This window comes from Chitinimonas violaceus, assembly GCF_052601015.1.
Genome location: NZ_JBQXDJ010000013.1, coordinates 46,078 through 71,330, shown reverse-complemented (window position 1 = coordinate 71,330; position 25,253 = coordinate 46,078). Strand labels below are relative to the sequence as shown.

Genomic DNA, 25,253 nt, shown 5'->3' with positions numbered 1-25,253 from the left:
CTAGCCCTGCTGAAGTGTGAAATAAGCAAGGAGTCGCTTGATGAGTGATGACTCGCAACGCCCGATAATCGTCAAGAAGATAAAAAAAGGGGGGCATGGTCACCACGGTGGCGCATGGAAGATCGCCTATGCCGACTTTGTGACAGCGATGATGGCGTTCTTCCTGTTGATGTGGCTGCTAGGGTCTGCCACCAAGGGGGATTTGCGAGGCATTGCCGACTACTTTCAGAATCCCTTCAAAGTGGCCATGAGTGGCGGGTCGGGTGCTGGCGAATCACAAAGTGTTATGCAGGGTGGTGGACTTGATCTGTCGAAAAAGGCGGGCGAGCATCGTCGTAGTCCGGACCCTGGCGATAAGAAGATACTGGATAAGTTGAAGCAGAAGCTTGAGGAGGCTTTGAAGAAATCAGGCTCTGGAAAGCTTGCGCAGTACAAGGACCAGATCCTGCTCGATATCACACCTGAAGGTTTACGCATCCAGATTGTCGATCAGCAGAATCGCCCGATGTTCAAGAGCGGTAGCGAGCAGATGGAGAGCTACGCAGCGGACATCCTCAAGGAGATCGCTGCCATTCTCAATGAAGTGCCCAATCGTCTGTCGCTCTCCGGTCATACCGATTCTGCCGGCTTTTCGGGTGGGGATGCCAATTTCAGCAACTGGGAGCTATCGGCGGACCGGGCCAATTCCTCCAGAAGGCAGCTCGTTACCGGCGGCCTTGGGGGGCAGAAGATACTGCGGGTGGTTGGCCTTGCCGACTCTGTGCCTTTCGACACGGCGAATCCGGCAAACCCGGTAAACCGGCGTATCAGCATTATCGTGCTGAACAAGGAAGCGGAAGAAAACATCATGAAGCTGGCGGGTAAGGCGGCGGGTGAGGCGGAGAATGTGGGTGACGCGGCAACAGCAGCAGCGGCAATCAATGAGGCAGCCGGGCCTGCCGCCGAGAAGCCCGCCAAACCGTGAGTCCGGCATTAGCAGGACTTTGGGTGCAGGTAGGAGCGGGCTTGTGTGCGTGGTTATTGCTGTGGTTTTCCGGGTTCGCGCTGACTTGGTGGTGGCCACTGCAAGCCGTTTTGGCGCTACTGCTTAGCGTGTTGTGCCGGCAGCCGCGCTGGTGGTGGTTGATTCATGCCAGCTTTGTGCCTGCAGTATTTTTGGCGCTTCGATTGAACTGGCCACCATGGTTTTACCTGTTGGCCTTTGTTTTTGCATGGTTGCTGTTCGGGCGCATTGATCGGAGCCGGGTACCGCTTTACCTTAGCAACCGTGCAGCGCTGGAAGTATTGGATGACTTGGTGCCTCGTCAAGGGAAAGTACTGGACCTGGGGGCTGGTACCGGAACGGTATTGGCGTGGTTGGGGCGAAGGGCGGATATCCAGGTGGATGGTGTGGAACATGCTTGGCTGACCTGGCTTATCGCCCGTTTGCGGTTGGCGATGCAAGGCAGTCGGGCCAAGGTGTGGCGTGGTGAGCTTATGCAGGCCCCCTTGGCTGACTATGATGTTGTGTACGCTTTTTTGTCCCCGGCTGCGATGCCTTCTTTGTGGGACAAGGCAAAACGGGAAATGTCTTCCGGCAGTCTATTGGTCAGCAACACCTTTGAAGTGCCGGGGGTGCCGGCGGATAAGGTAATCGAGCTCAACGACTGGAAGGGTGCGAGTCTTTATCTATGGCGAATGCCTTGACTGCAACACCACCAAGTCCGGCAGGGCGTAGCAAGCCCAACAATGAAGCCTGGTTGGATTTCTGGGCTGCCCGGCCGTTGCCGATTCTGCAATCCACCAAGGCCGCGTTATCTGGTTATATCGGCAAGACCGAGTCGGCGCGTATCGACGATGTGGTCGACCTCGTACTGCGTGACCCTTTGCTGACCGCCCATGCGCTCAGGCATATCAACCAGCGCCGCCGTTCCAGCATGACAGCCGATGTGGTTTCCATCGAGAATGTCATTCTGCTGATGGGGCTTGAGTCCTTCGTCAAGAAATTCACGACATTGCCTACGGTGGAATCGCTGTTGTTGCCTCAACACCAGCCGCGCTATTTCTCACTGCTACGCCATATTGCCACCGCCCGTCTTGCAGGCAAGCTGGCACGTGAATTTGGTGTGCTCCGTTATGATGCCCGCCTCGATGAGATTTATGTGACGGCATTGTTGGCCGACTTGCCGGTAATGCTGCGTCACCTGGATGCGGGTATGAATGAACCGGTACCCGCGGTGGAATTGGCCGATGTGATGCTCGCTCTGTTCGCACGCTGGCGTTTACCGGAAGTATTCAATGCTTTGCTGGACGACACGGTAGCGAGCAATCAGCGCACCATGTTGCATCAGACTGCACTGCATCTGGCCGAACACCTGCAAACAGGATGGTGGCAGACCGGTATTGCCGACGAAGTGCACAGGGCCGGCCATGCGTTGGGGATAGAGCAATTTACGGTATGGGAGATCGTCTGCAAGACGCTTTTGTACTTTGCCCGTAATGACTGGCCTTACCCGCAGATTTTTCCACCGGCCCGCTGGTTGCCGATGTTGCCGGGGGAATGGCCCAAGCCTCAGGCCAAGGCAGCCCCCGAAGCCAAACCTGCCGCGCCAAGCCGTCCCACGGTGCAGGGTATCCTGCGCGAATTGCAGCATGCTGGCCAAAGCGGTGCCTCTTTCAATCAGATCATGGGCTTGACCATACGGGCGCACGCGGATGGTATTGGGCTCAAACGCATCGTTTTCGGCTTGTTGCTTGCTGGCCAGAATGCATTGAAAACCCGTTACATCGTCGGTGCGGCGGAGAATGATCCGTTACGCACCTTCCACATCGACCTCAGTGCGCCGCATATCTTCACCAAGTTGATGCTCAAGCCGCAATCGATATGGATCAACGCGACCAACCGGGGTCAATTCGAATCGCTGCTGCCACGTGGTTTGCGTCAGGCAATCGGGCAGGGTGACTTCTTGGCCATGTCACTGTTTGTCGAAAACAAGCCGGTCGGCATCTTTTATGCGGATAATCGCGGCGGCGCGGTGAGTGAGACCCAGTACAATGAGTTCAAACAGGTGTGCCTGATGGCAGGTCAGTCACTTACCAGGCAAGCCAAGCGTCTGGAGCTGGGTAGTTAGCCTGATATCTCTTCACGGCCACGCAGCAAGATTACGAATAGGTGCATGGTTCTCTCCTAATTTATATTGCAGGGTCGGTATAGCCGGCCCTGGTTGTTTTCAAGGTCAAACGTTTCAAGATGGAAGTCATACAGTCCCGCCAGAACCCCTTGGTCAAGCACTGCACCAAGTTAGCTGCCAACCGACGTGAACGGTTAAAGAGTGGGTTGAGTCTGTTGGATGGTCCACACCTGATCGCAGCGGCGCTGGATGCTGGCCACACTTTGCAGCGCATTATGGTGGCGGAACATGCGGTAGGTAAGCCAGAAATTACCCAGCTGTTGCAACGGACAACAGCTCCGCAGAGCGTGGCGGCGGACAGCCTTTTTGCCGAGTTGAGCGAGTTGGAGTCGAGCAGCGGCATCCTGGCTATCTGGCCGTGCCCGGCAGCGCCAAGCGCTGTGCAGTCTGGTTGGGTACTGGCCTTGGATGGCGTGCAGGACCCGGGCAATGTGGGTTCGATACTGCGGACAGCTGCTGCGGCAGGTGTACAGCAGGTGTGGCTCAGCCCAGCCTGTGCCGATGTCTATTCACCCAAGGTTTTACGGGCAGGCATGGGCGCACATTTCCTGCTGCCAATAATAGAAAGGGCGGATTTACCTACGCTACTGTCGGTATTCGATGGCCAGCGGGCGGTGACGGCGCTCAGCGGCAGTGTTTCACTTTATGAGGCGCAACTGATGGGTAGTGTAGCCCTGGTGATGGGAAGCGAGGGGATGGGTGTCAGCCCGGCAGTATTGGAATTGGCTACCTTACGCTTGCGTATCCCCATGCAGCCAGGGTTGGAATCACTCAACGTGGGCGCGGCCGCTGCGATTTGTCTGTATGAGCGGGTGCGTCAGCTATCGATTATTGCTGCGCAGTAGGATGCTTAACAGGTTCCAAGCCCCAGCTTGCGTCGCCAGCTGCTGGTATCGGCCAGCATGATGATATTGCCCGCTACGGCGCAGGTAATACCCAGCACGGTATAGATGTGCCAGACAAAGCCTTCAAACCAACCAGACAGCAGCAGCGCAACGATCGGTACGGCGACGGCAACATAGCCGGATTTTGCGGCACCTATCCGCCCCATCAACGTCAGGTAAGCAGCGAAGGCCAGAACAGAACCGAACAACGCCAGGTAGAGCAGAGAAGCCAAGTATTCGGGACGGGTATCAAACACAATGTTTTGACCGGACAATACGGTGAAGAGCAGGGCCAGACTGCCGCCAAGCACCATGCCATAACCAATGGTTGGCAATAGCGGCGTGCCGATATTGCGGTTGTGTTGGGCAACGATATTTCCGACCGACGCAACAAGCGCTGCGCCGAGGCCACAGGCCACACCTAGCCAGGCGTGGTCACCGCCGACATTATTGAGCTCCGGCCAGAAGACCAGCCCAATGCCGACAATGCCAAGACCTGCACCCAGCATGGACTTGGCATCGATAGTCTTGCCAAAGGCCAGCCGCATCCCAATCAGATTGAATACCACCATGATGGAGTTCAATACGGCCATCAACCCCGAGGCTATGTGCTGTTCAGCTTCGTAGACCAGCATGTAGCTGATACCGAACATCAATACCCCTTGCAGCGCCACCCCACGCCATTCCTGCGCAGTGAGCCGCAAACGGTGTTGCCTCAGCTTACACCAGGCAAGCATCAGGATGCCGGCCAGCAGGAAACGATAGGCTACCGAAGCACTGGCCGGCACGTCTCCATATTGAAACGTGATTGCAAGCCAGGTTGAACCCCAGATCAGGGTGGCGATAACATAAAGCAGGGTATTGGACATGGCGGTGACCTCAGTGTGCGGCAACTTGCACAGTAGACCGAAGTCCCACTGACAGGTAGACACGCCTGTCCGCTTAATCAGTCGACTGTGCTGGTGCTTTGGGCGTGACAGTCAGGGTGCTGTCCAGTGAGTCACTGCTATTGAGCTGTGAGCTGGTCCTTAAGCTAAAGCGATGGATGGCAACGAAGCGCTGCGGGACCCCGGTTGCGGCAGATTGTCCTGCAAGTGATAGCTGAACACCAACGAATACTTGGTCTGGTCACTGCGGTTCCAGCCCGCGGCATGAAACGTCATGGCATGGAAGAAGACGACATCGCCTGGTTCCAGATCCGGGAATACGGCGGTTTCGATCAGTGCTGCGTTTTCTGGCAGATCGGGACGGAGAAAGGCGCGGTTCTCAAATCGGCTCGCATCCAGCTCCATCTTGTGCGTACCGGGTAGGAAGCCCAAACAGCCGTTTTCGCGGCGTTCCTTGCCCAGTGCGAGCCAGACGGAAACCAGATTATTGCTGGCGAAGTTCCAGTAGCGGATATCACGGTGCCAGTGTGTGACGCTGGAAAATGCAGGCTGTTTGGTCATCAGGCTGTTGTGGTGGGGCTGTGAGAGAGCAACCTGTTCCCCGCCCAGCAATTGTTTCAGCCGCCCAGCCAACGATGCGTTGAGCGCCCACTCACGGAAAGCAGCGTCGCGCTGAAAGACCTGCAGCAGGCGTCGAGCGGTGCGTCCACCAGCCGCGTCGCGCGAGGCTGGGGCACCGGGGTAGTTTGTGTCTGCCTCGTATTCAATTGGTTCCAGCGCCTGGGCCAGTTGTGTTTTCCCGGCTGCCAGAATACGTTGGCAGAGCTCGGTATCCGCTAGACCGCGGGCGACATAGAAACCATGTTGCTGAAATGAAGCGACTTCCTCGGGAGTAAACAAGGCGAGAGACATAAGGGGATTTGGCAGGTAAAAGGTGTGGGTACCGAACGGTAGTACGGATGGCATTCTACCCTTGGCGGGTTGTCAAGGTCATTGCGTTGGCGCAAATGATTGCTGGAATTAGTTTGCGATCTTACTGTGCCGCCGTGCTTAGGGCTTATACGTTGTTCGAAAGCCTCCGTAAGAGGGGGCGCTCAGTACTGGCGTGAGAATTGCTGCAGGAGGGGTAGGGTGATGTTATCCAAGATGAGTCCTGATCGCGGTTGAGGCGTCAGGCTCTGGAATAGTTGATAGCGCCGTATTGGAAAGATGGTTGCTGCATTGAGTGTTGTTGAACTGGAGTCTGCCGTTATGCCGACACATATCAAAATACATGCCGACCTGCCGTTGGCATGGTATTCGGATGAGCCACAGGCGGGGAGTGACGGCATATTGCTGTTGCGGGTATTGGCCCTACTCGAGGCGGCACCACCCAATTACAATGAGGATGACTCCGTCGAGACCCTGCGTTGGCAGGGGCTTGAGGCAAGGGTGGACCTTTGCATGATGTTATTGGGCCAGCTATTGCTTCGTGATGGGTTACTCCCCGACGTCTGTCCGGTTGAGCTCAGCGGCGAAGGAGCCAGCTGGACAAGTCCCGGCAAGCTGTCCAGTGGCCAACATGGCACGTTGGCCCTGTATCTATCTCCCCGTATTCCCCAACCTTTGTTGTTGCCAGCCAGCTTGACCGACGTACAGCAAAAGGACGATGGCAGCTGGTTGGTGCAGGCAAGGTTTGAGCTGGGGGACTTGGAATTGCAAGACTGGTTGGATAAAACCATTTTCCGGCGCCATCGGCGCGAAATCTTTGAACGTAAGCATGCGCATGACGATGAATGAAATTCCCTCAAGCTGGGCCAATTGGTTGGCCGGTGAGACGACTCAACCTTACTGGCGTGATCTCCATGATTTCCTCGCCCAGGAAGAAGCATTGGGCAAGCAGCTGTATCCCGCCCAGGCAGACCGATATGCCGCTTTGGCCGCAGTAGAACCGGAAGACGTCAAGGTGGTGATTCTGGGGCAGGACCCCTACCACGGTGTCGGGCAGGCGCACGGTCTTAGTTTCTCCGTTCCATTTGGCGTTGCTCCACCGCCTTCCCTGCGCAATATCTTCAAGGAGATTGCGCGCGATCTTGGCCATACGCCGCCTTCACATGGCAACCTGACGCGGTGGGCAGAGCAGGGTGTTCTGTTGCTTAACAGTGTATTGACTGTCCAGGCAGATGCGGCGGGTTCCCATCGCAAACGTGGCTGGGAGCGTTTTACCGATGCGCTGATCGCCAAGCTCTCCAAAGAGCGTGATGGCTTGGTTTTCCTGCTTTGGGGGAGCTATGCCGAAGCCAAGGCTGCATTGATTGATCAGGAGCGGCATCTGGTTTTGACATCCGCTCATCCATCGCCGTTGTCGGCTTATCGGGGTTTTCTTGGCAATGGCCATTTCTCGGCGGCAAACCGTTATCTGCAGGGGCAGGGTAGGGAGCCCATTAATTGGGCATTCACCTAGAAGTACCTGTCAAAGTCTGCTGCACGTCAGCGATACGGCGTTGAAAACGCCCTCGGAATGCTCATTTACCCTATGTAAACTCCGCTTCCTCGGGCATTTCCACCTTGTCTCGCTCTAAGAACCTGTCTAAAGTCTTTTGAGCAGTATCGAGAGAAAAGCCAAATGGAGGAACTGTAAGCTCGTGTTGAGTGCACGTTCGCAGTTCTTCCACAATCGCCGACACTTCTCCAACCACGCAAAGCTACGCTCTACCGCCCAGCGTTGCGGCATCACCGCGAACATGTGCAACTCGCTACGCTTGGCAATCTGTACCGTCGCACCCATCAATTCATTGACTGCCGCTGCAAACGGCTTCCCCACATAACCGCTATCTGCCAAGACACTGTGCACCTGCTTCAGACTGTCACGCCACTGCGTCATCGCCTGCAGTATCCCCTTACGGTCCGTCACTTCAGCCGTGGTCACCGCTATGGCATGGGGTAGACCCTGGGTATCCACTGCGATGTGACGCTTGATACCCGACACCTTCTTGCCTGCGTCGTAACCCTTGTGACCCGCGCTATCAGCGTTCTTCACGCTCTGCGCGTCCACGATCTTCGGCGAGGGCTGGTCTTTTTCCGGGCGTTTTCTAACAGTGGGCGGATGTGTTCGAACTGTTCGCGGCTGATATCGCTGGGGTAAGGAGTTCTCATCCGGCAAGGATCAAGCATCTCCTTGGATTTGGGAAGACTTTAGACAGGCTCTAAGAACCTGTTCAAAGTCTTTTTATCTAGCATCAAACCGGTGAGGCTTACCTAATGAGAACCCCCTACTCCAGCAATGTCAGTCGCGAACAATTTGAAGCTATCCGCCAGTACCTGTAAGAAAGCCAGCTCTCGCCGAGTCGGCCTATATGACGTATTTTGCGCCGTCCTCTATCTCCTCAAAAGCGCCTACCAGTGGTGGATGTTGCCCAGCGAGTTTCCAAAATGGCGTACAGTCCCGATACTCTGGGTTTGCCGCAAGTGATAGCAGTAACGACAGCAGAGGTCATTGATCGAAACAGTACATTGGGATCATTAAAAGGTAGTCAGGTGACTTGAGTCGACTGCTGAGTGTGCTGGCAGATAGTGGTTACACGGGTCGGCCGTTTGTTCAGGGTGTGCAAGCTTGTGTGGGGGCGACAGTGCAAATAGCCAAGCATAGTGAGCTGCATCGGTTTGCGGTGATGCCAAAGCGTTGGATAGTGAAGCGCTCTTTTGTGTGGTTGGAGAAGTGTCGCCGATTGTGGAAGAACTGTGAACGCAAGCTCGACACCAGCATTGCAATGCATTCAGTTGGATGTTCTGGCACTTCCGCTATGGAGACTTTGAAGAGTCTGCTTTAGCTGTACCGAGAAAGTACATCGTAAATTAAGGAGTTCGTCTTTATCTATCGTGGCAAGTAACTAAAGCAGCCGATATGAAGGCATGGCGGAATGTGTCACAAAGGTGCGGGATTAAGTCTTCCCATTGGCATGACCTACGCCATGTCGCTGCATCATGGATGGTACAAAGCGGCACCCCTCTTTTTGCCGTCCAAGAGTTTTTTGGATGAGAATCCGAGTCGATGGTAAGGCGCTACGCTCACTTAGCTCCAGAGCACCTGGCGGTCCATGCTTGGACATAGTTTGGCCATACCCTAAAAAATACCCGCTATAAAAGCGGGCTAAGTCTTTGAATTCTCGGTGCCGGAGATAGGAGTCGAACCTACGACCTTCGCATTACGAATGCGCAATTCATAAAAACATGGTTCCGATTGCTGCGCTGAACCACTCACTCAGCCCTTCAAATGCTTGCCCAATGCGGTTTCCACATTGATGTTTACAAAGTGACTCAGTATAATTCGCGCCTCTCCGCTACCTTATGAACTGGTAAGTCATAGATTGTGGGGCTCGTACTGCAACAGTACTGGAAAGCCGGTGTAGCTCAGTTGGTAGAGCAGCGCATTCGTAATGCGAAGGTCGTAGGTTCGACTCCTATCTCCGGCACCGAGAATTCAATGACTTAGCCCGCTTTTATAGCGGGTTTTTTTTAGGCTATGGCTAAACTATGTCCAAGCATAGAATCCAGGGTTCCAGCATGGACCGCCAAGTGCTCGGGAGCCAAGTGAGCGTAGCGCCTTACCATCGACGCTGACTCCCATCCAAAAAACTCTTGGACTGCAAAAAGAGGTGTTCCGCTTTGTACCATCCATGATGCGGCAACATGGCGTAGGTCATGCCATCTGAATGACTGAATCCCAGCCCGCTTCAAAGCTTTTCGCCATGCCTTAGTATTAGCTTGTCCAATTGGCTTACCGCGAAAGGTGAAAATGAACTCACTATGCTTACCCTTACATTGTTCGAGTACAGCAAGTGCCGTTTCATTCAACGGAATACAGTGGTCGTTGCCATTTTTGAAGTCATCAAACTCCACCAACGCAACTTTACGTTCAAGGTCAATGCGATCCCAAGTCATTCCTAGAACATTTCCCTGTCTCAAGCCGGTAGCTAAAGCAAACAACACGACCATTCGCTGATGAGCTGGCAGCTCATTTATCAGAACTTTAGCCTTTTCCTTTGTCAGCGATCGGATACGTCTCTTGGATACTGGCAATAGAGTAAAAGCTGGGGCCTTATCTATCCATTCCCAAACGATCTCTGCCCTACGCAACATGGCTCGAAGAAGAGCCAAATACTTGTTTCTTCGTCCATTACTCACCTCAAGCTCAAGAACCATGTCTAGTGCTTGGCTGCCCCTAATTTCATGCAATGGCATTGTTAGCTTGGTGCGCCACCATTGGATCATCTGTTTGTCATCATCCAGCGAACGCTTGTGCTCCTTTTCTGTTAGCCATTTAAGTGCAGCCTCATCGAATGATCGAGGTTGCTTGTCACCGAGTTTATTGCTTCTCCACAGTTCAGCCTTCAAGCGGTCGTGGTATTCCTGCGCCTGGGCTTTGAGGGTCGTGCCAGTAGAACGTCTAATTCTCTTGCCGTTTGGCTTGCGGATGTCAACGTACCAAACGGTTGAGTTGTCTTGCAGGTAGATAGGCATAGAGTTTCCTTTTCTACCAACGCTTGCCGCGTGGTCGGATTGTATTCGCCTCTAGCATAAGAAAGTAAGTCCTGTTCGAGATACACATAGCCGCGTCCGATTTTTCGACCGGGCGCCAATCCTTGTTTTGTCCGTTGTCTAAGCGTTTCGGGATGACAGTGCAGCAATGCTGCCGCCTCCTTGATTGTGTAGGTCTGCACTATGGCTCCTAGAGTGGGCTTCTTGCTATGGAAGCATCGGTGCAAACCCAGCAAAAAAATCACCCGGCTGTTGGGGCTCGGGTGAGGTTTTTTGGAAAGGCACGTTCGACCGTAGTTCAAAGCGAAAATTCAGGTAAGTAATGAAGTCGCCTTCAACATATCTGATCCAAGATCTAATTTAACTCCTTCTTTTACCGCATCAACGATCCGGCCAAGGTATTGGTACCGCGGGTTGGGTTTTTGCGGTAGGTCATACCACCAAGCCTCCTCATAAATATTCAATCTGCTGTTTCCTTTATTTGTTCAGGTTATTTGTCGAGTTTCATAGCCAAAACAATCCTTTTGCCGATCCAATGCATTACTGGTCTGGCCATGCTGTTACCTAACGCTTTGTATCGCGCCCCATCAGCTGACATGAGCATCCAGCCGTCATTAGCTTTGTCCCACATGTCTTTGGGCCTGCTGGGTGTGATGTGGCATGACTTGTAGAGCCGCTTGGGAATCCGTGTGTAGTCATCCGGAAAACCTTGCAAACGCTCACATTCAACTGGCGATAAGCGGCGTACTTGGGATTCAGTGTGCAACGCAGGAGGAGGGTTGCTTCTGTCCAGCGCAGTTGAATACTCTGCGTAGACTTTGCCAGCCTGATTGCTGGTAGTGTAGGCAGCCATCACATATGACTTGTCTGCCCCGCCCTGGCCCGTCCTTAATGCCGTAGCAACTTCACCGGACAATTCAGCAGTTGAGCCTCCGGCTCTTCCGCGAAGGCTTACGGCTACAGCTGCATGTCCACCACCATTTTTACTGGAGGTAGCTCCGCTCATGCTGCGCAACGTAGGGGCAAGCTCTCCTACTCCGAAACCGTTGCGCCCACTTGCTTTGCAGTCAAATGCGATAAAGGTTTCACTTTCGAAGTCCAGACGGCTGCCTTTGGCAAGCACGCTCCCTGCTACGTCGATGCTCCCTGACGTTCTATTGCATCCGTAAGCGGTATTGAGTAGTTCGTGATGTTGTGTGCTTATGCCGCTGCTTCCAGCGCCTTCTTCAGCGGTGGAGGCAGGTCTTTCCCTCGTCGCTCGGCTCGGCGGAGGATGCCCCGACAGGCTGTGCCGCTCAAAAAGTACCGCTGCGGCACGACGCCAGTCTCCAAGATATCCGACAACGAAGACGCGACGGCGCCGCTGTGGTACTCCAAAGTATTGAGCGTCAAGAACCCGGTAGGCGAACCCATACCCGAGTTTGCCCAAGCCCCGGAGGAAGGTGCCAAATGTCCGCCCTCCGTCAATGGACAGAATACCGGGGACGTTCTCCCACACCACCCATGTGGGGCGGTATTGGCTAACAACGGCAAGATAGGTGAGTGTGAGGTTGCCACGCGGATCATCCAGTCCTTTTCGGAATCCGGCGATACTGAAGGCTTGGCAGGGGCTTCCTCCCACAATGAGGTCAACAGGTTCATGTGGCCAGTCACTATGTTTGGTTATATCTCCCCAGTTAGGTACGTGGGGGTAGTGATGTTTAAGTACAGCGCAGGCGAAGGGGTCGATTTCAGAAAAGGCGACGGGTTGCCAACCCAGTTCATGCCAAGCAGCTGTAGCGGCTTCAATGCCGCTGAATAGACTCAGGTATCTCATCTAGGTATTCAGGTAGAACACTTCACACCACGTAGGCAGGTATGGCAGCTATTTCCAGGCGATAGTCGAAAATTAACCCCGCACTAGGCGGGGCTTTATTTGGAAGGAATTGCCGGTAACGTTTGTCGTAACCCAGCTTTTACTGCCTCAATCACTCGGCACAAATATTCATAGTTGGGATTGGGTTTCTTCGGAAACGCGTACCACCACTCATACCCGAACACGCGTTTCATCAGATCGTGGTCGAGCGTGTGATATTCCAAATATTCAGCTTCGTCATACATCTCTCTGGCATCATCCTTGGTTATCTCGCCGGCACGCCGCTGGCGCAGCACCTCTGCCTGTACATGAGCGCTCAGTCCATCCTCATCGTTAATTGTGCTCTGAATACCGAGCTTGAGCTTGCGGGCCAAATAGTCGGAATCACAACCAATGAAGAATTGTTCGAGGTTTCGATCTCCCCCCATTGCTCCCCAGTAGTTCGACCAAGCATCGCCGAAGCATTCAATGGTGATTTTTCCCTGCCCAGGCTGGAAGTTTTCTATGTAGACAGTGATCGGGTCTAGCTTCCAGCCTGCATCTACCTGGGCACCGACTATGCGCAGCTTTGTGACTGTCGATTGCTCAATCTGCATGGTGTTTCAATTCCTCTACTATGTGCGAAGCGGCATCACCACGCCTCGGCCGCCTGTATAGGTGAACAAGATTGGCGCTTGATCTTGGCTGGCAGCCGTTTCAGCACCTCCTGGCTTAAGGTGCAACTTAGCGTCTGGTAACGCGGCAATTATGCGCAGATAGTGCAAGGCGATTTGCTGATGACCGACCTTGACGGGGATGTGGTACTCGGTCTGGTTACCGCTGCCATTGCAGATATTGCAGGTATGTTCCCCTTCAGACAGTAATGAGACTGCCTGTCCCATTCCATCGCATTCCTGGCAGGAATACTCGTGGGCTCCATGCCAGAAGCTACCTTCACCCTCACAGTCATTGCATTTTTGGGCTTTGCCTATACCGTCACAGGCTGAGCATGGCTTAGCTTCGGGCAGCGGCTTGATGGCTTCAGCCAGCGAATAGCCACTATCCCCAAGGTAATTCAGCAGCCGCTGGCGCATGTTTCCGGCTTCTTGGTAAGGGCGAGCACCAGGCTGTACTGGATCGTTGTGCTGAATGGCGATATGACCGTTGGAGGCATAGCAATGCGCTTCATCGTAGAAAGGTGTTTTCAGATTGTCGCGGCGAGTGCAGCAGAACTGCCGCAAATCCAGCTTGCTGACTGTACTTTCAGCTTGATTGCTCATGGTGTTTCCTTCACGAGGCTGTTTGGGTTCAAGCTGCAAGTAGCTTGGGGGTTGACTGTTCGATAAATGCAAGCCGCCGATACACTTCGCGAAGTGCCGTCACATCACGGTTGCAGTAGTGATAGATCTCTAGGGCTCGTCCCGCTTTGTAGAAGTCATATACCTTGCTGCCATCTAGTTCACCTTTGGGTGATTCAATGCCAAGTGCTTTACAGAGCTTGTCCATAGATACTCGGCCACCTATTCCAGCAGCCTGCACCATGGTGTCGAATACGCGCTGACTTTCCCAAGGTTTTGCATCGACAGGCCACCATTTAGGTGGGCGGAGTCCATTGATAATGCAGCGTACCCAAATATATCTAAGGTCAAACCCGGCAATGTTGTGGCCAATTACCCTAGGTGCACCGGCCTTAAACAATAATTCAAGATTGGTTAGGAAACAGAGCAATACCTGGTATTCGTTCTTACCGGAAATGACCCAAGGGTCTTCGTCTTCACGTGCTACCCCGATACATAGAATTCGCCCAAACCAGGGATCAAGTGCTGTCTTGCGAATGGCTTCTTCTACTAATGCAGGTTTCTTTTCAGCTTCCCATTGAGCAATGGATTCCGCTTTGGTGTAGTTCCCTGGAGCAGTGATATTGGCTGCAATCTCCGCAATGATTTCCGGGTTTTCAGTGGGAAGGGTTTCAATATCTAGGAATAGATTTGGGGTATTCATGGCGTACTCAGTAAAAGCCCCGCACGTGGCGGGGCAGAGTTTGGACGGAATTCGGTCTTTGATACTGGTATTTCTAGAAGGGAATATCGTCTTCAAAGTCAGAGAAATTGCCGGAATTGACGGATTCGTAGTCATTCGCCGCGACATTGACCTGGGCAGGTAGCTTCCTCAATGGACGATCCTTCAAAGCGGCAATCATCTTTGCTAACTTGTCCGGCTTGCTGGACTTACTGAGGATTTCCGAGGCAACGAGGCTGGTGTTGGCTTGATAGACGCCAAATATCTCAATCTTGTTCGCAATCGCCACGGTGCCTTGCTTCACATATTCTTCTGGCGCTAGTTGAAGCAGCAGTCCAATCGGTTTACCAATCAAGTCGGTGTATTGGTGGACATTCTGCATACTCTTGCCACCTGTATTACGGTCATAGAGTTCTGCACGCGAGGGTACGGCGTTGATATTACGTATCTGCAAACAAGTAAGAATGGCCTGCAGCGTATTAAAGCCAGAAAGTGGTTCGCCTGTTCCTTTGAAAGTCCACAAGGTGAACCTGGCTTCCTGCTTATCAGCCGTCTCGAAGTGGAGTTCTACACCTTCCGTTCCCTTAATCTGTGATGTACGCGCAATGGCATGTTTGAAGGTACCAATGTAATTTCCGGTACTGCTGATACGTGATGATTTCTCGTCGGCTTTTCGTGCTGCCTGGACGTCAATTTCGTAGCTTCTGAACATATTGGATTCCTTTTGGTTAGGCAGCAGCCTTGAGAGAATGGACTTCCATTCCATAGTATTTGCAGATAGCTTCATCGACGCTCGCCAAGCAGTTATCGATTACTTCGTCTTCGAATAGGCCCATGGGGGTTTTTACGGTGTCACTGCCGCTATTGCGTGTCGTGAACTGGTAGTGACCATCACGCACCATGGTGCGCAGCACGATAGACACCATGCCTTCGACGGTAATTTTCTCGTCCAATAATTTGCCGATGGTCTTGAGTTTGGTGTTACCGAATTCATCAGATTGGCTATGTGCCAAGATGTAGACGCGAACATCATCAGGCAGGTTTGCAGCAGCAGTGAGAATGTCCCAAGCGTGCCTGCCTATATCACTGAACTTCTGGAAACCCGTCTCGGCACTACGCCGCATAAACTCATTGGCAAGGATGTATTGGAAGTCATCGAGCACAATGATCTTGCGGCTTGTGCGTTGCATGAACTTGATAATGCGGTCGCTCTGGTCACAGACGAAGATGTTGCCGCCTGCTGGTAAGTCTCGCTCAATGCGACGCCAGTTTCCTGTACGGAATGGAAGCGGCTTTTTGACGGATTGAATGAGTAAGGTATTGTTGGGATCAAAGTTCCGCATGGATGCGGATTTCCCGGTACCAGACTCGCCAATAACGATGGTGGTGACACTCAAGGTAGGTACTCCAGATATTCGAGCGGCGAGCTTTTCCCTCCGCTCAGGGCTTCTTGTTCAGCGTATTCACGGGCATATGCCGCCTTATCAGTAATGGGCTGCTCCGGGATGTCTGGTCGATAGAAAGGATCAGCGCTGTATCCATTCGATAAGGGAGCAGCACAGGAAGAAGAGTCCTGCAAAGGCAATGACCAAGATAAACACTTCCTTGCTGGTGGGTTCGGTAGCGTCGGGGCTGTATGCAGTCCCCAATTCATAGTCTGTGTGGTCAAGCTTCACTCCCGTTTGATTGTTCTGTGGTTTGCAACGTCGCTGCATGTCAGTCGCCGTAGTAGGTTCGTCCGCCAGCCAGATGTGGCTTGTAGTCGGGCACTAACGTATTGGCGTTGCTCAAGACTTCTGGTGAAAGCCTGCTTCGGAATAACTCGCCTGCTTTCTGACGCAGTGACCTTGCGTGACCGTTCACGGTGGCCAGTTCCGCTCTCTGTTGGCCTTCGTTGAGCAGGCAGTAGTTGAACGGTCCTGCGCCATAAATCAGCTGTCGTAGTGCTTCGGCCGACTTCTCTTGCTCCCTTGCACGTTGAATCAAAGCTGCATGGTCGTTACTGGCGGCAAGATCGTCGGAGATGTCGTTCAAGATGCAAGCAAGGTCGTACAAGGTGCGCATTGGTATTCCCGAAAAAAATCGCCGCACCCAGTTATTCGCTGGGGCGGCGTTGAATGCCCGATAGCTCGGGCTGGGAGGACGATGAAAAGACACTCAGGAAAGAGAGCGAGCCGCGCCCGTTTTCTTACTAGCTCCGATTGGGATTCAGAACTGCTTGCTAGTGGCCGCTATAGTTTTGCTTGCCCACGCTCTCTCCTGAGTGTGCCTGTCTCTCCAGGCTGTCACCGTGCGTATCGGCTTGCACTCGCAGGTATGCAATCCCTGGACCGCTGTCGTAATGGGCTACGAAGCCCCAGCGCCTATGCTCTTTGCCGTAGAGATAAGGGCATCTCTACAAGACTGCGAGGTAAAGTGCGAGGCTTTGCCTCACCCGCGATTTCTTAATTTCTGTTTGATGAATCTGTTCGCATAAGCCGTAACCCAATACTTTCCAAACCTCTTCGCATGCGTTACGACGGGCAATCTCTCGACCTAATTCAGGGTCAAAGTTATCCCGGCTAACACAGGCGGACTGACCAAGAACCGTGAAGCCATTACGTAAGCGCAACATGCAGACGGTTAAAGTGGAGTCAGGAAAGTGGTGATAGTCCTCACCAATGATCGCAGCGTTGACATCCCTGTCTGTGATGCGCGGTCCATTGGCTTGCTTGGGTTTGCAGCCTTGGTTGGCTTGGTTTTGGTAGTTGCTATCTGGTGCAGTATTCATTTGCATACCTTAGTTATTGATTGAGAACAGGTAAGCGTTCTGGCCTAGAAACAGAAGGCTTACATGTGCCCTTATCGTGTGAAGGGCGGCACCCTCAGCCTTACGGTGGCTGGGTAACGCGTTACCGTATCTGCGCCCGGTACCGGCGCTCCCCACATGTCTATCCCCTCATCTGCGCAAAGGGCGTGATGCCCATCTGCAAGCCAGCCCGCTCGGGCGCTACTGGTCTTGCATCGCATCGGTTCAGGACCGTGGCGTTATTTCCATCATGTGTTGTTAAAGATCAGTCGGCGCTTGGCCTGGTACAGCTTTCCCACCTTCCCCATCTGTCTTCGTGATCAGTACGCCTGCCGTTTGAGGTGGTACGCAGTTAAGCGCTACGGCTTCGAGGGGTAGTTCATTAACGCTGTGTGGTACGTCGATGGGATGAAATATACCTGTGAGATATCTTTTTGGTCAATACTTCATAGGTATCTTTTTGGAAGACGCGTTGTGGCGGTTAGTTACTCAATGAGTATCTACTGGAGGATTCGGGGTGCTGATAGAGAGAAATATTGCGAATGCAGCTATCGGGGGAGCGAGCTAGGAGGATGAATTTTTGTGGGGATGTACAGCTCGTCTTGCATGACTAAGTGGTTGAGCTGAGACTTGCGGGCGTAAAAAAACCCGCCAGTGGCGGGTTTGTAGGAAAGGGCTAAATGGCTGTTACCACCATGGCCCATCAATTGGACGATATTTCACGTCTACAACTGCACCAAGAATGCGGAGCGAATCTGCATGTTCTGCTGGAATAAAGCTGTCTGGATACTTCACCTTGTCTGGGCTGTCGCTAACCATCCGGACACCGTTTGGCTCCTTGAACAGACGCTTTACAAAGAACTCCCCCAGATAATCAAGGGCGAATACTTGTCCTGAGCGGATCGTTGTGATGTGTGTGTAGATCGTGATGCTGGCACCGCTTGGGATTCTTGGCTCCATACTGTCGCCTTCAACTACCACGGTGGTGAGCTTTTCAGGGTGTCGGATGTTTAGTGAAGCTGCCCATCGCTTGCTGTAGCGATGACGCTTACCTTCGTCATCTGATTCCCACTGAATCACTCCATTCCCTGCCGACATCTTTAAACGCAAAGCTACTACCTCTATTTCATCTTCATCAAGCTCATCGCCTTCGTCGTAAAGGCTGACTGGGCGCGGCTTTGTGACGATATTACCAGCTTCATGCGGCAGTGGTGGTAGTTCTGTATCTGATTGAAGAGTATCCATCCAGCCGTGGGGTAAGCCCATCTTCTCCTCGGTATTTCTGGCTGCCTGGTCCCCGATGTTCTTCGTGGGATTCTTCCCGATGTATTGATTTAACTGCGTGTAATTCATGTTGATTTTCTTGGCAAACGCTGGGCGCCCACCAGCACGTTGGACCAAGAGTCGCATGTTGTTTAGGCGAATTGCGTAGATATCCATGGGGGCGTCATTCGACCGTTAACAGAGGGCGTAATTCGAACATTAAGTACCTGAAGGGTAAACAAGCCAAAAAGCTACTTTCCTGCTTCACCAATGATCACCTCTAAGGTATATTAATAGCCTATGAGACTATTTGACTATCTAACTGCTGAGCGTGGGCGAGCTAAGTTAGTTGCGGCGGCTGCTAACACAACCCCTGCATACATCCGACACGTAGCGAAGGGACGCAAGACACCTTCGCTACCCATGGCGCGAGCGATTCGCGATGCCACGGGCGGAAGTGTTGATTACGACGACCTACTTCTAGACAAACCTTAGGCTGCGCCGTTTCAACAACATCCCATTACTAGCACGTGGGAAACCAATAGGAGACATCTATGCAATCTGATGACTATCAGGACGAAGAACTGTTGCTATCGCGAAACGGTGAGAAGTGCGACACCCCTGTTAAAGCTTGGCTGCCAGAAACCATAGACAACGAACTCGAATCCCTGGCGATAAAGCAGGGAAAGAAGCGCAGCGAATACCTGCGTGACCTCTTGATCGACCATATCTATGGCTCTGCCAACCGCTTGCGTACTGCATTGGGTGTTAGCTCGCCACGCGAGGACGGCGAACTCAATGATGCGCTGGTGGCACTGGCCTTCACAGCCGGATTGAGCAAAGACGAGTACGAAAAACAGGTGCTGAATGCGCATGTGTTTGGGCACGGGAAAGGGATACCCGCATTACAACGCATGACGGAACGCAACTGAAGGCACATATCCGGCCCGAATCAGGGCCAATACAGGACACAAATGAAAATCCCGCCAAATCGGCGTTACGAGCGCCTAGCGGGATTGGGCACAACTTTGGAGGTGGGACGCAGTATGAAGCAACTCGATCATTTTTTCCAGCGTATCAACGACTGGCGACGTGAACGGCGCATTGAGCGCTACAAGCTGGCGATGTGTGAAGCATTCAAGGCAGGGGACTACAGGGAAGCGCGTAGGCAGCAATACCTGTTCAGCACAGAGCTGGCTGAACGCTCTCCTATGCAGCGTCAGCGTATGCAGACAGGGAGGCAAGCATGAGTACCGCCTTGCGTCTGGTTCATTCGTCCGAGCGCACTACACAGCCTGCGCCTTATCTCGTGACGGAGAGTTTTATGGCTATACCCAATGCGCTGTTTGATGCGCTACTGGTTGCTGATATTCCTGCTCGCCAGCTCAAGGTGGCGCTTGCTATCGCCCGTAAAACCTATGGCTACGGCAAACAGCAGGATGACTGCACCATTACAACGCTGGCTGCGGTGGCAGGTATTAATCGTTCTGATGCCAGTAGAGCACTTCAAGCGCTGATTACTGCCAAGATTGTGTCTGCCAGCAAGGGAAAACATGGCTATTTGGTATCGCTAAACTCACCGGAAATGTGGGATTTAGGGGCGTGGCAAAACACCACGGAGAGCACCACGAACGTGGCGAAATGCCACGCTCAACCGTGGCAAAACGCCACACACAATAAACAACCTCAAAACACAAGTATTCCTTCCTCACTTCGTTCGGAAGTGTCAGCCACGGCTGACGAGCCCATCGCCGGGAAAGTCAAAGGGAAGGTCACGGTCGATGCTGACCCGGTTGCCACCACCCAGGCTGTCGAACCGTCGGTGACTCTGGCTGCTGAGCCGGTAAGGGGCATGGCTGCCAAGGTGCAGCTAGACCCAGCCCGTCTGGTGGAGGCTTACCACGCTGCCTGCCCAACCCTGCCACGGGTCAAGCTGCTGACCGATAGCCGCAAGCAGGCGCTTCGCCATCGCTGGGTGCAAGCTGGCAAGGAACTAGGACGCTATGGCATTGGCGATGTGGAGGCCGGTATGGCGTGGTGGACCCGGTTCTTCACCGCCGTGGGAGAAAGTGACTTCCTGTCGGGCAAGAGCGGTGCTTGGGGCCAGTGCAGCTTTGACTGGCTGCTGAAGCAGACCAACTTCGTGAAGGTCGTCGAAGGCAATTACCGCAACGGGGTGAACGCATGAACGCCCCCTTGGCAAACCCTGCGGTACTGCGGAACCCCATGGCCAAACGTGCCCTGGATGGCTACTTGCCGCCAAGCAATGTCGAGAGCGAGCAGAGCGTGATTGGTGGGTTGATGCTCCAACCGGAACGCCTGCACGACATCCCGGACCTGCGTGCCGAGCACTTCCACCATGAAGCGCACCGACTGGCTTTCAACTCGATAGCCCGCTTGGTGGCCTCCAACCAGCCTGCTGATGCGGTCTCGGTGATGAGTGACCTGGAGTCGCATTCTGAGTTGAACGCAGCTGGAGGAATGGCTTATCTGTGCCACTTGGCGCAGAACGTACCCAGCGCAGCGAATATCCGGCGATACGCAGAAATCGTCACGGAGCATGCGTTGGAGCGGAGCCTCCTTGCCGCTGCCGCTGAAATCTCGGACCTTGCCGTGGAGCGCAGCGGCCGGACATTGGCAGAACGCCAAGCAGAAGCCATTCGCCTGCTGTCGGGTGTTACCGACGATGCTGCGACAGAGTATGAACCGGTATCGATGGCGGATGCTGTGCAGACTGCGACCAAGGAGATGATGGATCGACTGGACCGTGGCGACGCCTTGGGTGGTCTACCCACTGGCCTTGCAGGTCTGGATTCAATGCTGGATGGACTCAAGCCGGGTGACCTCATTGTCATTGGTGGTCGACCTTCCATGGGCAAGTCTGCCTTGGGTCTAGGAATAGCCCTTAAGAATGGCCTGGACGGTAACTCAGCCCAATACAACAGCCTTGAGATGCAAGCCGCCAAGCTGTGTAAGCGGGCTATTGCAGGCGTTAGCGGTGTCTGCCTTACCCGAATGAAGACCGGCAACATGCAGGAGACCGATTACAGCGCCTACGCATTTGCCTCGACGAAGCTCTCAGATGCGCCCATCTGGATTGAAGACAGGTCTGGCCAGACAGTGGAGCGCATTGCAGCCAACGCCAGAAAGCAGAAGCGTAAGCGCGGTATGTCTTTGTTGGTTATCGACCACCTGCATTTAATCCCTGTGAAAGGCGATAACCGTGCTGTTGCGCTGGGCAGGGTGTCGGCTGGCTTGAAAGAGCTGGCAATGGAGCTGGGAATCCCAGTGGTGCTCCTGGCACAGCTGAATCGTGACAGTGCCAAAGCTGGCTCCTCTCGCAGGCCGACACTCACTGACCTCAGAGATTCTGGCGCCATCGAGCAGGACGCCGACGTGGTCATTCTGGTGCATCGCGAAGGCTACTACGACGAGAAAGCCAACCCCAACGAAGCGGAACTGATCGTAGCCAAGCACCGCGACGGCGAAATCGGGACGGTACGTGTTGGGTGGCAACCCGAATGCACGCGATTTACCGATACCCCACCGGATTGGTCACCAGAAATGACCAGTGCAGCCAAGCAGTATTGGCAGGAGACAGATCTGTGATTGGAGAGGACACCATGAATCAATTCGCTATTCACGAAACAGCCCAGGAGCTGATACCTGCCAGTGATTGGGCAAAGAAAGCATTCCGCCGTGTATGGGATACGGCAACGTCGGCGCTGGATGCAGGTATGTCCGGTGAACTCACCTGGAAGCCTAAGAAGAATACCCGCAGCGTGCAGGCCAATGCCTGTATGTGGGCACACCTTTCTGATGTAAGCAGGCAGGTGGTCTGGCATGGCCAGAAGCTGACCGCTGAAGAGTGGAAGGAAGTTATCAGCGCTGGTTTGCGCAATCAGCGTGCGGTACCGGGCATCAATGGCGGCTTTGTCGTACTGGGTGTTCGCACCAGCCGAATGAGCGTGGCCGAAATGGCGAACATGATTGAGCTTATTCAGGCATTCGGTACCGAACATGGCGTGCAATGGACTGCACCAGCTTGGATGCGGGAGGACTGAATGAGCACCGACCGCCCAAGCAAGATCGTGCCGCGACGTGGGGAAGGAGGTCATTTCCCCGCCTCACGCAATACACGCGCCTACCAAAGTAGAACGACTGTTTGCGCAAGTTCGCACCGAGACTGGATTGCGAACCAACCGTGCGTACTGTGCGAACTACTTGGCATGTCCCAGTCCAGCAAGACCGATGTACACCACGTGCGCGACGGGCAAGGTGTGGCGCAAAGAGCCAGTGATTACTTGGCTATCCCTTTGTGCCACTCCGGTTGCCACCAAGGCCCACAGGGTATTCATGGCGACCGCTCGCTGTTACGGATTGCCAAGGCATCAGAACTGGACTTGCTGGCCATGGTGGTAGCTCAGCTCGCCAAACAAGTACATCAACAGCAAGGATTAGGAGCCTTTAACGGATGATGAACGCCGCAGACGATTTGGCATGGTGTGGATTCCTGCGCCAACTGATATTGGCATGGGACAAACAGGACACCATGAACAATGTCGCCGAACGTCTCGGCGTCAAAAAGGCACGCGTGTATAAGGCAATTCGCTGGTTACGTCGGGAGGGCGTGGCTGCTAAGTCGGGTGAACAGCTACTCACCTTCTGCCGACGGGACATCTATTCGATGGATGTAGATCGTGCCTTGTTGGCTGTGAAGCGAAGGGAACTAGCAGCAAGGAAAGAGGTACTTACGACTCCTTCGTGGCCGGGACCGATTGAGAAAGGATTGGTGGCTATGGCTCGTAGGCGTGTTGCTGTAAGCCGTAAAGTAAGTAATCGGCGTACCAAATCTGTAGCTTCTACTCATCCCAAAAATGCAAATACATAACTACCGAAGCAAAGAGCACATTGCACAGGCTTAGTGAGTGGTGCCCAAGGCATCAAATATTCAGATTGGGCAAGTTCACCTATTCAGACTTAGGATATTTAATGCGAGACTGTGCCATCTTTCTAATCACATCTTTGACTGACTCCCTGTGAGTATCTAGATTATCAGTATTAGGATTGATAGATTCACTCAATGTACGAAACTCGTTAAGATCAGCAATAGGAGACGATAGGTCGTGGCTCCAACGTCTTAGCATTTCCACCTTTACTTGCGTAAGCCCCATAAACTCACTGTTGCACTTGCAAATTCTGTCCAGATCATCGGGATTGATGATGTCACTCGGTGCAATGAACTTTTGTTTGTAATCTACATACAACGAATCGTTCTTTAAGTTGTTAGATTGGAAGTGAAATTTCTTCTGTAAATCTTCGAAAGCCAATAATGCAGCCTGGATGTCATTATTTTTGATAGCAATGTTCTCTTTGTCTGATCGTGGCAGGAAATATGCATTCATGTAGTTCTTACTCTTGTGACGTTTAAACGCATTCATCAATTTATGCATGTCTACCTCTAAGCCCATCAATAGCTGTGTGACGCCAGTGCCGATCATTTCAACTTTTCCACATTCTTCAAGCGATATCTGATGCAGAAAATAGGCACGTGCAGTTGCACCGTGGCGACCTAAGAGCGTTGCTTCAGAAAACAACTCTTCTGCATTACGAAATGTCTGCTGTGCACCTTCGATAAGGACTTGAACGAGATCTTCATTCTGCTTAGATAATTTCATTTGCAGCCTCATTGCTTGATGAAGAGTAATTTACGTTGATAGGACTTAAACATTGAATCTCATTTTAGAAAACACCGATCAGGTAGCTTATTTTACGGATATGCGATCTGTTATCTCTGCGCTAGGAGTCTCTGCTGCAGAGTATGACTGGCACTTAAGCGACCTTGAAACGAACTACTCCAGGGAAGCATTTCCTCTAGAGGATCGATGGATACAAGGAGAAATTCTTCAGCAACTCCTTGTGCAGCATGACATTCAATTTATATGGGGCGTATTTAGTGCGGTGCCCAAAGGGTTTCGTGCTTCAGTACAGCATGCTCCAAACGCGGACGGGAACCCATATTTTTGGAGTGGAGAAGAAGTCAAACCTCAGCTTGAGGGGGCGCTTTTCGAGATTGTCTGCTGGGACAGTAGCGCAACCATCTTAATTGGAATCTCAGAGGACGCAGGAGCGGCATTTATTAGGACATACAGTGATACGCGCCCACTTAGTCGTAGTTTGAGTAACTGACACAGTCCTCACATCGCGTTGCAAGGATTTCTAGAGGGAACGTATGAGCCATAATTTCGAGAGGTTACAGCAGCACATTCTTCCACTGTCCAGAGCTCAGACATTCGAAACTGCGCGTTCTGAATGGGTTCTACAATCTGTTGAAATTAGTGAGGAATTTGATTCTTGTCCTTGTGGTCAGGAGATTAAAGAGCATTGTTACATCCGAAATACCTTAACCGGACATCAAACCTACGTGGGTAATGTTTGTGTGAATCGGTTTATTGGAATTGATACAGAGCAACTATTTGATGGGCTGAAGCGCATCAAGGCTGACCTTACTGCGAATGCTAACTTAGCCCTTATTGCCTATGCGGAAGAAAAAGGATTCCTTTACGACAAGGAACCCGCCTTCCTTCGAACGACAGCAAGAAAGCGGAAACTGAGTCCTGCACAGACTGCTTGGAAAGAAAAAATCAACCGTCGAATACTGAATGAGACCGTAGTACAACGTAGAACTATCCGTTAACTATTCTGGCTGCACCTTATACCCCTGTGTACGTGAAAAGAATCCACAGGAGACTCGAATAACTAACTACAGTGACTGTCTCAAAGCCGTATTAATCCAGGAACGAACTGGTTTGCTTAAATATTAGGCGTAGAAACACCGGTAACGACCCCCACTATCCCTTGTGCCACCAACTAACCCCGCACAAGGGATAA

Annotated in this window: 29 protein-coding genes, 2 tRNA genes and 3 pseudogenes; 18 read left to right on the top strand and 16 right to left on the bottom strand. The window is 52.8% G+C overall.

Features of this window, described 5'->3' with window-relative positions; translation table 11 throughout:
- Nucleotides 1-40: 40 nt before the first annotated feature.
- The 4 genes from motB to ACUHMQ_RS06865 all read left to right on the top strand — a co-directional run bounded on the left by motB (nt 41) and on the right by ACUHMQ_RS06865 (nt 4,015).
- Complete coding sequence (gene motB, locus ACUHMQ_RS06880) at nt 41-964, top strand: flagellar motor protein MotB (protein WP_445294710.1); 924 nt, start codon at nt 41-43, stop codon at nt 962-964.
- Nucleotides 961-1,686 carry a class I SAM-dependent methyltransferase gene (locus tag ACUHMQ_RS06875; RefSeq protein ID WP_445294709.1) on the top strand — a complete coding sequence of 242 codons (726 nt, stop codon included), beginning with the start codon at nt 961-963 and terminating at the stop codon, nt 1,684-1,686. Before motB ends, ACUHMQ_RS06875 begins: the two co-directional genes overlap by 4 nt.
- Nucleotides 1,671-3,110 carry an HDOD domain-containing protein gene (locus tag ACUHMQ_RS06870; protein ID WP_445294708.1) on the top strand — a complete coding sequence of 480 codons (1,440 nt, stop codon included), beginning with the start codon at nt 1,671-1,673 and terminating at the stop codon, nt 3,108-3,110. The genes ACUHMQ_RS06875 and ACUHMQ_RS06870 overlap by 16 nt, the downstream gene beginning before the upstream one ends.
- A 119-nt stretch (nt 3,111-3,229) precedes the next feature.
- Nucleotides 3,230-4,015: a TrmH family RNA methyltransferase gene (locus ACUHMQ_RS06865; protein ID WP_445294707.1), complete on the top strand. Its 786-nt coding sequence runs from the start codon at nt 3,230-3,232 to the stop codon at nt 4,013-4,015.
- Between the two features lie 5 nt (nt 4,016-4,020).
- On the opposite strand, the gene ACUHMQ_RS06860 is transcribed toward ACUHMQ_RS06865, so the two are convergent.
- The gene (locus ACUHMQ_RS06860) at nt 4,021-4,923 is read right to left on the bottom strand and encodes a DMT family transporter (protein WP_445294706.1); all 903 of its coding nucleotides are present in this window, start codon (nt 4,921-4,923) and stop codon (nt 4,021-4,023) included.
- A 159-nt stretch (nt 4,924-5,082) separates the two neighbouring features.
- Complete coding sequence (locus ACUHMQ_RS06855) at nt 5,083-5,853, bottom strand: phytanoyl-CoA dioxygenase family protein (RefSeq protein ID WP_445294705.1); 771 nt, start codon at nt 5,851-5,853, stop codon at nt 5,083-5,085.
- Between the two features lie 339 nt (nt 5,854-6,192).
- On the opposite strand from ACUHMQ_RS06855, the gene ACUHMQ_RS06850 reads away from it, so the two are divergent.
- Together ACUHMQ_RS06850 and ung are read left to right on the top strand one after the other, a co-directional pair.
- A complete protein-coding gene (locus ACUHMQ_RS06850; RefSeq protein ID WP_445294704.1) occupies nt 6,193-6,720 on the top strand; it encodes a PilZ domain-containing protein in 528 nt (175 codons plus the stop codon).
- The gene (ung, locus tag ACUHMQ_RS06845) at nt 6,707-7,384 is read left to right on the top strand and encodes a uracil-DNA glycosylase (RefSeq protein WP_445294703.1); all 678 of its coding nucleotides are present in this window, start codon (nt 6,707-6,709) and stop codon (nt 7,382-7,384) included. Before ACUHMQ_RS06850 ends, ung begins: the two co-directional genes overlap by 14 nt.
- Before the next feature lie 126 nt (nt 7,385-7,510).
- On the opposite strand, the pseudogene ACUHMQ_RS06840 reads toward ung, so the two are convergent.
- Nucleotides 7,511-8,076, bottom strand: a pseudogene (locus tag ACUHMQ_RS06840) (IS5 family transposase).
- Between the two features lie 105 nt (nt 8,077-8,181).
- On the opposite strand from ACUHMQ_RS06840, the pseudogene ACUHMQ_RS06835 reads away from it, so the two are divergent.
- Together ACUHMQ_RS06835 and ACUHMQ_RS06830 are read left to right on the top strand one after the other, a co-directional pair.
- Nucleotides 8,182-8,736, top strand: a pseudogene (locus ACUHMQ_RS06835) (transposase).
- Between the two features lie 88 nt (nt 8,737-8,824).
- Nucleotides 8,825-8,959 (top strand): tyrosine-type recombinase/integrase, encoded by a 135-nt coding sequence (locus ACUHMQ_RS06830; protein WP_445294702.1) that lies wholly within the window; start codon nt 8,825-8,827, stop codon nt 8,957-8,959.
- Between the two features lie 131 nt (nt 8,960-9,090).
- On the opposite strand, the gene ACUHMQ_RS06825 is transcribed toward ACUHMQ_RS06830, so the two are convergent.
- Nucleotides 9,091-9,187 (bottom strand) — tRNA-Ser (locus ACUHMQ_RS06825).
- Nucleotides 9,188-9,319: 132 nt separating this feature from the next.
- Here ACUHMQ_RS06825 and ACUHMQ_RS06820 point away from each other — a divergent pair.
- Nucleotides 9,320-9,392: transfer RNA gene (locus ACUHMQ_RS06820), tRNA-Thr, on the top strand.
- A gap of 43 nt (nt 9,393-9,435) precedes the next feature.
- Here the strand turns inward: ACUHMQ_RS06820 and ACUHMQ_RS06815 are convergent.
- The 11 genes and pseudogenes from ACUHMQ_RS06815 to ACUHMQ_RS06765 all read right to left on the bottom strand — a co-directional run bounded on the left by ACUHMQ_RS06815 (nt 9,436) and on the right by ACUHMQ_RS06765 (nt 18,539).
- Complete coding sequence (locus ACUHMQ_RS06815; protein ID WP_445294701.1) at nt 9,436-10,440, bottom strand: tyrosine-type recombinase/integrase; 1,005 nt, start codon at nt 10,438-10,440, stop codon at nt 9,436-9,438.
- A 59-nt stretch (nt 10,441-10,499) separates the two neighbouring features.
- Nucleotides 10,500-10,640 (bottom strand): annotated as a pseudogene (locus ACUHMQ_RS06810) (helix-turn-helix domain-containing protein); the annotation flags it as partial.
- 308 nt (nt 10,641-10,948) lie between these two features.
- A complete protein-coding gene (locus ACUHMQ_RS06805) occupies nt 10,949-12,274 on the bottom strand; it encodes a DNA cytosine methyltransferase (protein ID WP_445294700.1) in 1,326 nt (441 codons plus the stop codon).
- 95 nt (nt 12,275-12,369) lie between these two features.
- A complete protein-coding gene (locus ACUHMQ_RS06800; RefSeq protein WP_445294699.1) occupies nt 12,370-12,909 on the bottom strand; it encodes a phiTE_072 family protein in 540 nt (179 codons plus the stop codon).
- Between the two features lie 18 nt (nt 12,910-12,927).
- A complete protein-coding gene (locus ACUHMQ_RS06795; RefSeq protein WP_445294698.1) occupies nt 12,928-13,572 on the bottom strand; it encodes a DnaJ-like cysteine-rich domain-containing protein in 645 nt (214 codons plus the stop codon).
- 28 nt (nt 13,573-13,600) lie between these two features.
- The gene (locus ACUHMQ_RS06790; protein ID WP_445294697.1) at nt 13,601-14,293 is read right to left on the bottom strand and encodes a 3'-5' exonuclease family protein; all 693 of its coding nucleotides are present in this window, start codon (nt 14,291-14,293) and stop codon (nt 13,601-13,603) included.
- A 73-nt stretch (nt 14,294-14,366) separates the two neighbouring features.
- On the bottom strand, nt 14,367-15,023 hold the full coding sequence (locus tag ACUHMQ_RS06785; RefSeq protein ID WP_445294696.1) for a hypothetical protein: 657 nt from the start codon (nt 15,021-15,023) through the stop codon (nt 14,367-14,369).
- A 16-nt stretch (nt 15,024-15,039) separates the two neighbouring features.
- Entirely contained in the window at nt 15,040-15,708 is a 669-nt protein-coding gene (locus tag ACUHMQ_RS06780) for a P-loop NTPase family protein (protein ID WP_445294695.1), read from the bottom strand.
- Between the two features lie 319 nt (nt 15,709-16,027).
- On the bottom strand, nt 16,028-16,375 hold the full coding sequence (locus ACUHMQ_RS06775) for a hypothetical protein (protein ID WP_445294694.1): 348 nt from the start codon (nt 16,373-16,375) through the stop codon (nt 16,028-16,030).
- A gap of 331 nt (nt 16,376-16,706) precedes the next feature.
- Entirely contained in the window at nt 16,707-17,081 is a 375-nt protein-coding gene (locus tag ACUHMQ_RS06770; RefSeq protein WP_445294693.1) for a Gp49 family protein, read from the bottom strand.
- 705 nt (nt 17,082-17,786) lie between these two features.
- Nucleotides 17,787-18,539, bottom strand: coding sequence for a S24 family peptidase (locus tag ACUHMQ_RS06765; RefSeq protein WP_445294692.1), 753 nt, complete (start codon nt 18,537-18,539; stop codon nt 17,787-17,789).
- A 377-nt stretch (nt 18,540-18,916) separates the two neighbouring features.
- Between ACUHMQ_RS06765 and ACUHMQ_RS06760 the strand changes: the two genes are divergently transcribed.
- The 7 genes from ACUHMQ_RS06760 to ACUHMQ_RS06730 are packed head-to-tail and all read left to right on the top strand — an operon-like array spanning nt 18,917 to nt 23,253.
- Nucleotides 18,917-19,294 carry a YlcI/YnfO family protein gene (locus ACUHMQ_RS06760; RefSeq protein ID WP_445294691.1) on the top strand — a complete coding sequence of 126 codons (378 nt, stop codon included), beginning with the start codon at nt 18,917-18,919 and terminating at the stop codon, nt 19,292-19,294.
- A 42-nt stretch (nt 19,295-19,336) separates the two neighbouring features.
- Nucleotides 19,337-19,612, top strand: coding sequence for a hypothetical protein (locus tag ACUHMQ_RS06755; RefSeq protein WP_445294690.1), 276 nt, complete (start codon nt 19,337-19,339; stop codon nt 19,610-19,612).
- Nucleotides 19,609-20,550, top strand: a complete 942-nt coding sequence (locus tag ACUHMQ_RS06750; protein ID WP_445294689.1) for a replication protein — start codon at nt 19,609-19,611, stop codon at nt 20,548-20,550. The genes ACUHMQ_RS06755 and ACUHMQ_RS06750 overlap by 4 nt, the downstream gene beginning before the upstream one ends.
- On the top strand, nt 20,547-21,971 hold the full coding sequence (locus ACUHMQ_RS06745) for a replicative DNA helicase (RefSeq protein ID WP_445294688.1): 1,425 nt from the start codon (nt 20,547-20,549) through the stop codon (nt 21,969-21,971). The genes ACUHMQ_RS06750 and ACUHMQ_RS06745 overlap by 4 nt, the downstream gene beginning before the upstream one ends.
- A 14-nt stretch (nt 21,972-21,985) precedes the next feature.
- Complete coding sequence (locus tag ACUHMQ_RS06740; RefSeq protein WP_445294687.1) at nt 21,986-22,426, top strand: recombination protein NinB; 441 nt, start codon at nt 21,986-21,988, stop codon at nt 22,424-22,426.
- Nucleotides 22,427-22,840, top strand: coding sequence for a hypothetical protein (locus ACUHMQ_RS06735; protein ID WP_445294686.1), 414 nt, complete (start codon nt 22,427-22,429; stop codon nt 22,838-22,840).
- Complete coding sequence (locus ACUHMQ_RS06730) at nt 22,837-23,253, top strand: hypothetical protein (RefSeq protein ID WP_445294685.1); 417 nt, start codon at nt 22,837-22,839, stop codon at nt 23,251-23,253. The genes ACUHMQ_RS06735 and ACUHMQ_RS06730 overlap by 4 nt, the downstream gene beginning before the upstream one ends.
- 79 nt (nt 23,254-23,332) lie before the next feature.
- Here ACUHMQ_RS06730 and ACUHMQ_RS06725 read toward each other — a convergent pair whose 3' ends face one another.
- On the bottom strand, nt 23,333-24,040 hold the full coding sequence (locus ACUHMQ_RS06725) for an AbiV family abortive infection protein (RefSeq protein WP_445294684.1): 708 nt from the start codon (nt 24,038-24,040) through the stop codon (nt 23,333-23,335).
- 52 nt (nt 24,041-24,092) lie between these two features.
- On the opposite strand from ACUHMQ_RS06725, the gene ACUHMQ_RS06720 reads away from it, so the two are divergent.
- Nucleotides 24,093-24,551 (top strand): hypothetical protein, encoded by a 459-nt coding sequence (locus ACUHMQ_RS06720; RefSeq protein WP_445294683.1) that lies wholly within the window; start codon nt 24,093-24,095, stop codon nt 24,549-24,551.
- 43 nt (nt 24,552-24,594) lie between these two features.
- On the top strand, nt 24,595-25,059 hold the full coding sequence (locus tag ACUHMQ_RS06715; RefSeq protein WP_445294682.1) for a hypothetical protein: 465 nt from the start codon (nt 24,595-24,597) through the stop codon (nt 25,057-25,059).
- Nucleotides 25,060-25,253: the final 194 nt, after the last annotated feature.

Excerpts from the sequence above, each read along its gene's own strand:
- ACUHMQ_RS06870 (WP_445294708.1), top strand. The coding sequence starts at position 1,671 with ATGGCGAATGCCTTGACTGCAACACCACCAAGTCCGGCAGGGCGTAGC.
- motB (WP_445294710.1), top strand. The coding sequence starts at position 41 with ATGAGTGATGACTCGCAACGCCCGATAATCGTCAAGAAGATAAAAAAA.
- ACUHMQ_RS06815 (WP_445294701.1), bottom strand. The coding sequence starts at position 10,440 with ATGCCTATCTACCTGCAAGACAACTCAACCGTTTGGTACGTTGACATC.
- ACUHMQ_RS06730 (WP_445294685.1), top strand. The coding sequence starts at position 22,837 with ATGATGAACGCCGCAGACGATTTGGCATGGTGTGGATTCCTGCGCCAA.
- ACUHMQ_RS06850 (WP_445294704.1), top strand. The coding sequence starts at position 6,193 with ATGCCGACACATATCAAAATACATGCCGACCTGCCGTTGGCATGGTAT.
- ACUHMQ_RS06770 (WP_445294693.1), bottom strand. The coding sequence starts at position 17,081 with ATGAATACTGCACCAGATAGCAACTACCAAAACCAAGCCAACCAAGGC.
- ACUHMQ_RS06775 (WP_445294694.1), bottom strand. The coding sequence starts at position 16,375 with ATGCGCACCTTGTACGACCTTGCTTGCATCTTGAACGACATCTCCGAC.
- ACUHMQ_RS06745 (WP_445294688.1), top strand. The coding sequence starts at position 20,547 with ATGAACGCCCCCTTGGCAAACCCTGCGGTACTGCGGAACCCCATGGCC.
- ACUHMQ_RS06765 (WP_445294692.1), bottom strand. The coding sequence starts at position 18,539 with ATGGATATCTACGCAATTCGCCTAAACAACATGCGACTCTTGGTCCAA.
- ACUHMQ_RS06855 (WP_445294705.1), bottom strand. The coding sequence starts at position 5,853 with ATGTCTCTCGCCTTGTTTACTCCCGAGGAAGTCGCTTCATTTCAGCAA.
- ACUHMQ_RS06785 (WP_445294696.1), bottom strand. The coding sequence starts at position 15,023 with ATGTTCAGAAGCTACGAAATTGACGTCCAGGCAGCACGAAAAGCCGAC.
- ACUHMQ_RS06830 (WP_445294702.1), top strand. The coding sequence starts at position 8,825 with ATGAAGGCATGGCGGAATGTGTCACAAAGGTGCGGGATTAAGTCTTCC.
- ACUHMQ_RS06715 (WP_445294682.1), top strand. The coding sequence starts at position 24,595 with ATGAGCCATAATTTCGAGAGGTTACAGCAGCACATTCTTCCACTGTCC.
- ACUHMQ_RS06760 (WP_445294691.1), top strand. The coding sequence starts at position 18,917 with ATGCAATCTGATGACTATCAGGACGAAGAACTGTTGCTATCGCGAAAC.
- ACUHMQ_RS06795 (WP_445294698.1), bottom strand. The coding sequence starts at position 13,572 with ATGAGCAATCAAGCTGAAAGTACAGTCAGCAAGCTGGATTTGCGGCAG.
- ACUHMQ_RS06750 (WP_445294689.1), top strand. The coding sequence starts at position 19,609 with ATGAGTACCGCCTTGCGTCTGGTTCATTCGTCCGAGCGCACTACACAG.
- ACUHMQ_RS06790 (WP_445294697.1), bottom strand. The coding sequence starts at position 14,293 with ATGAATACCCCAAATCTATTCCTAGATATTGAAACCCTTCCCACTGAA.
- ACUHMQ_RS06725 (WP_445294684.1), bottom strand. The coding sequence starts at position 24,040 with ATGAAATTATCTAAGCAGAATGAAGATCTCGTTCAAGTCCTTATCGAA.
- ACUHMQ_RS06755 (WP_445294690.1), top strand. The coding sequence starts at position 19,337 with ATGAAAATCCCGCCAAATCGGCGTTACGAGCGCCTAGCGGGATTGGGC.
- ACUHMQ_RS06800 (WP_445294699.1), bottom strand. The coding sequence starts at position 12,909 with ATGCAGATTGAGCAATCGACAGTCACAAAGCTGCGCATAGTCGGTGCC.
- ung (WP_445294703.1), top strand. The coding sequence starts at position 6,707 with ATGACGATGAATGAAATTCCCTCAAGCTGGGCCAATTGGTTGGCCGGT.
- ACUHMQ_RS06860 (WP_445294706.1), bottom strand. The coding sequence starts at position 4,923 with ATGTCCAATACCCTGCTTTATGTTATCGCCACCCTGATCTGGGGTTCA.
- ACUHMQ_RS06740 (WP_445294687.1), top strand. The coding sequence starts at position 21,986 with ATGAATCAATTCGCTATTCACGAAACAGCCCAGGAGCTGATACCTGCC.
- ACUHMQ_RS06735 (WP_445294686.1), top strand. The coding sequence starts at position 22,427 with ATGAGCACCGACCGCCCAAGCAAGATCGTGCCGCGACGTGGGGAAGGA.
- ACUHMQ_RS06805 (WP_445294700.1), bottom strand. The coding sequence starts at position 12,274 with ATGAGATACCTGAGTCTATTCAGCGGCATTGAAGCCGCTACAGCTGCT.
- ACUHMQ_RS06865 (WP_445294707.1), top strand. The coding sequence starts at position 3,230 with ATGGAAGTCATACAGTCCCGCCAGAACCCCTTGGTCAAGCACTGCACC.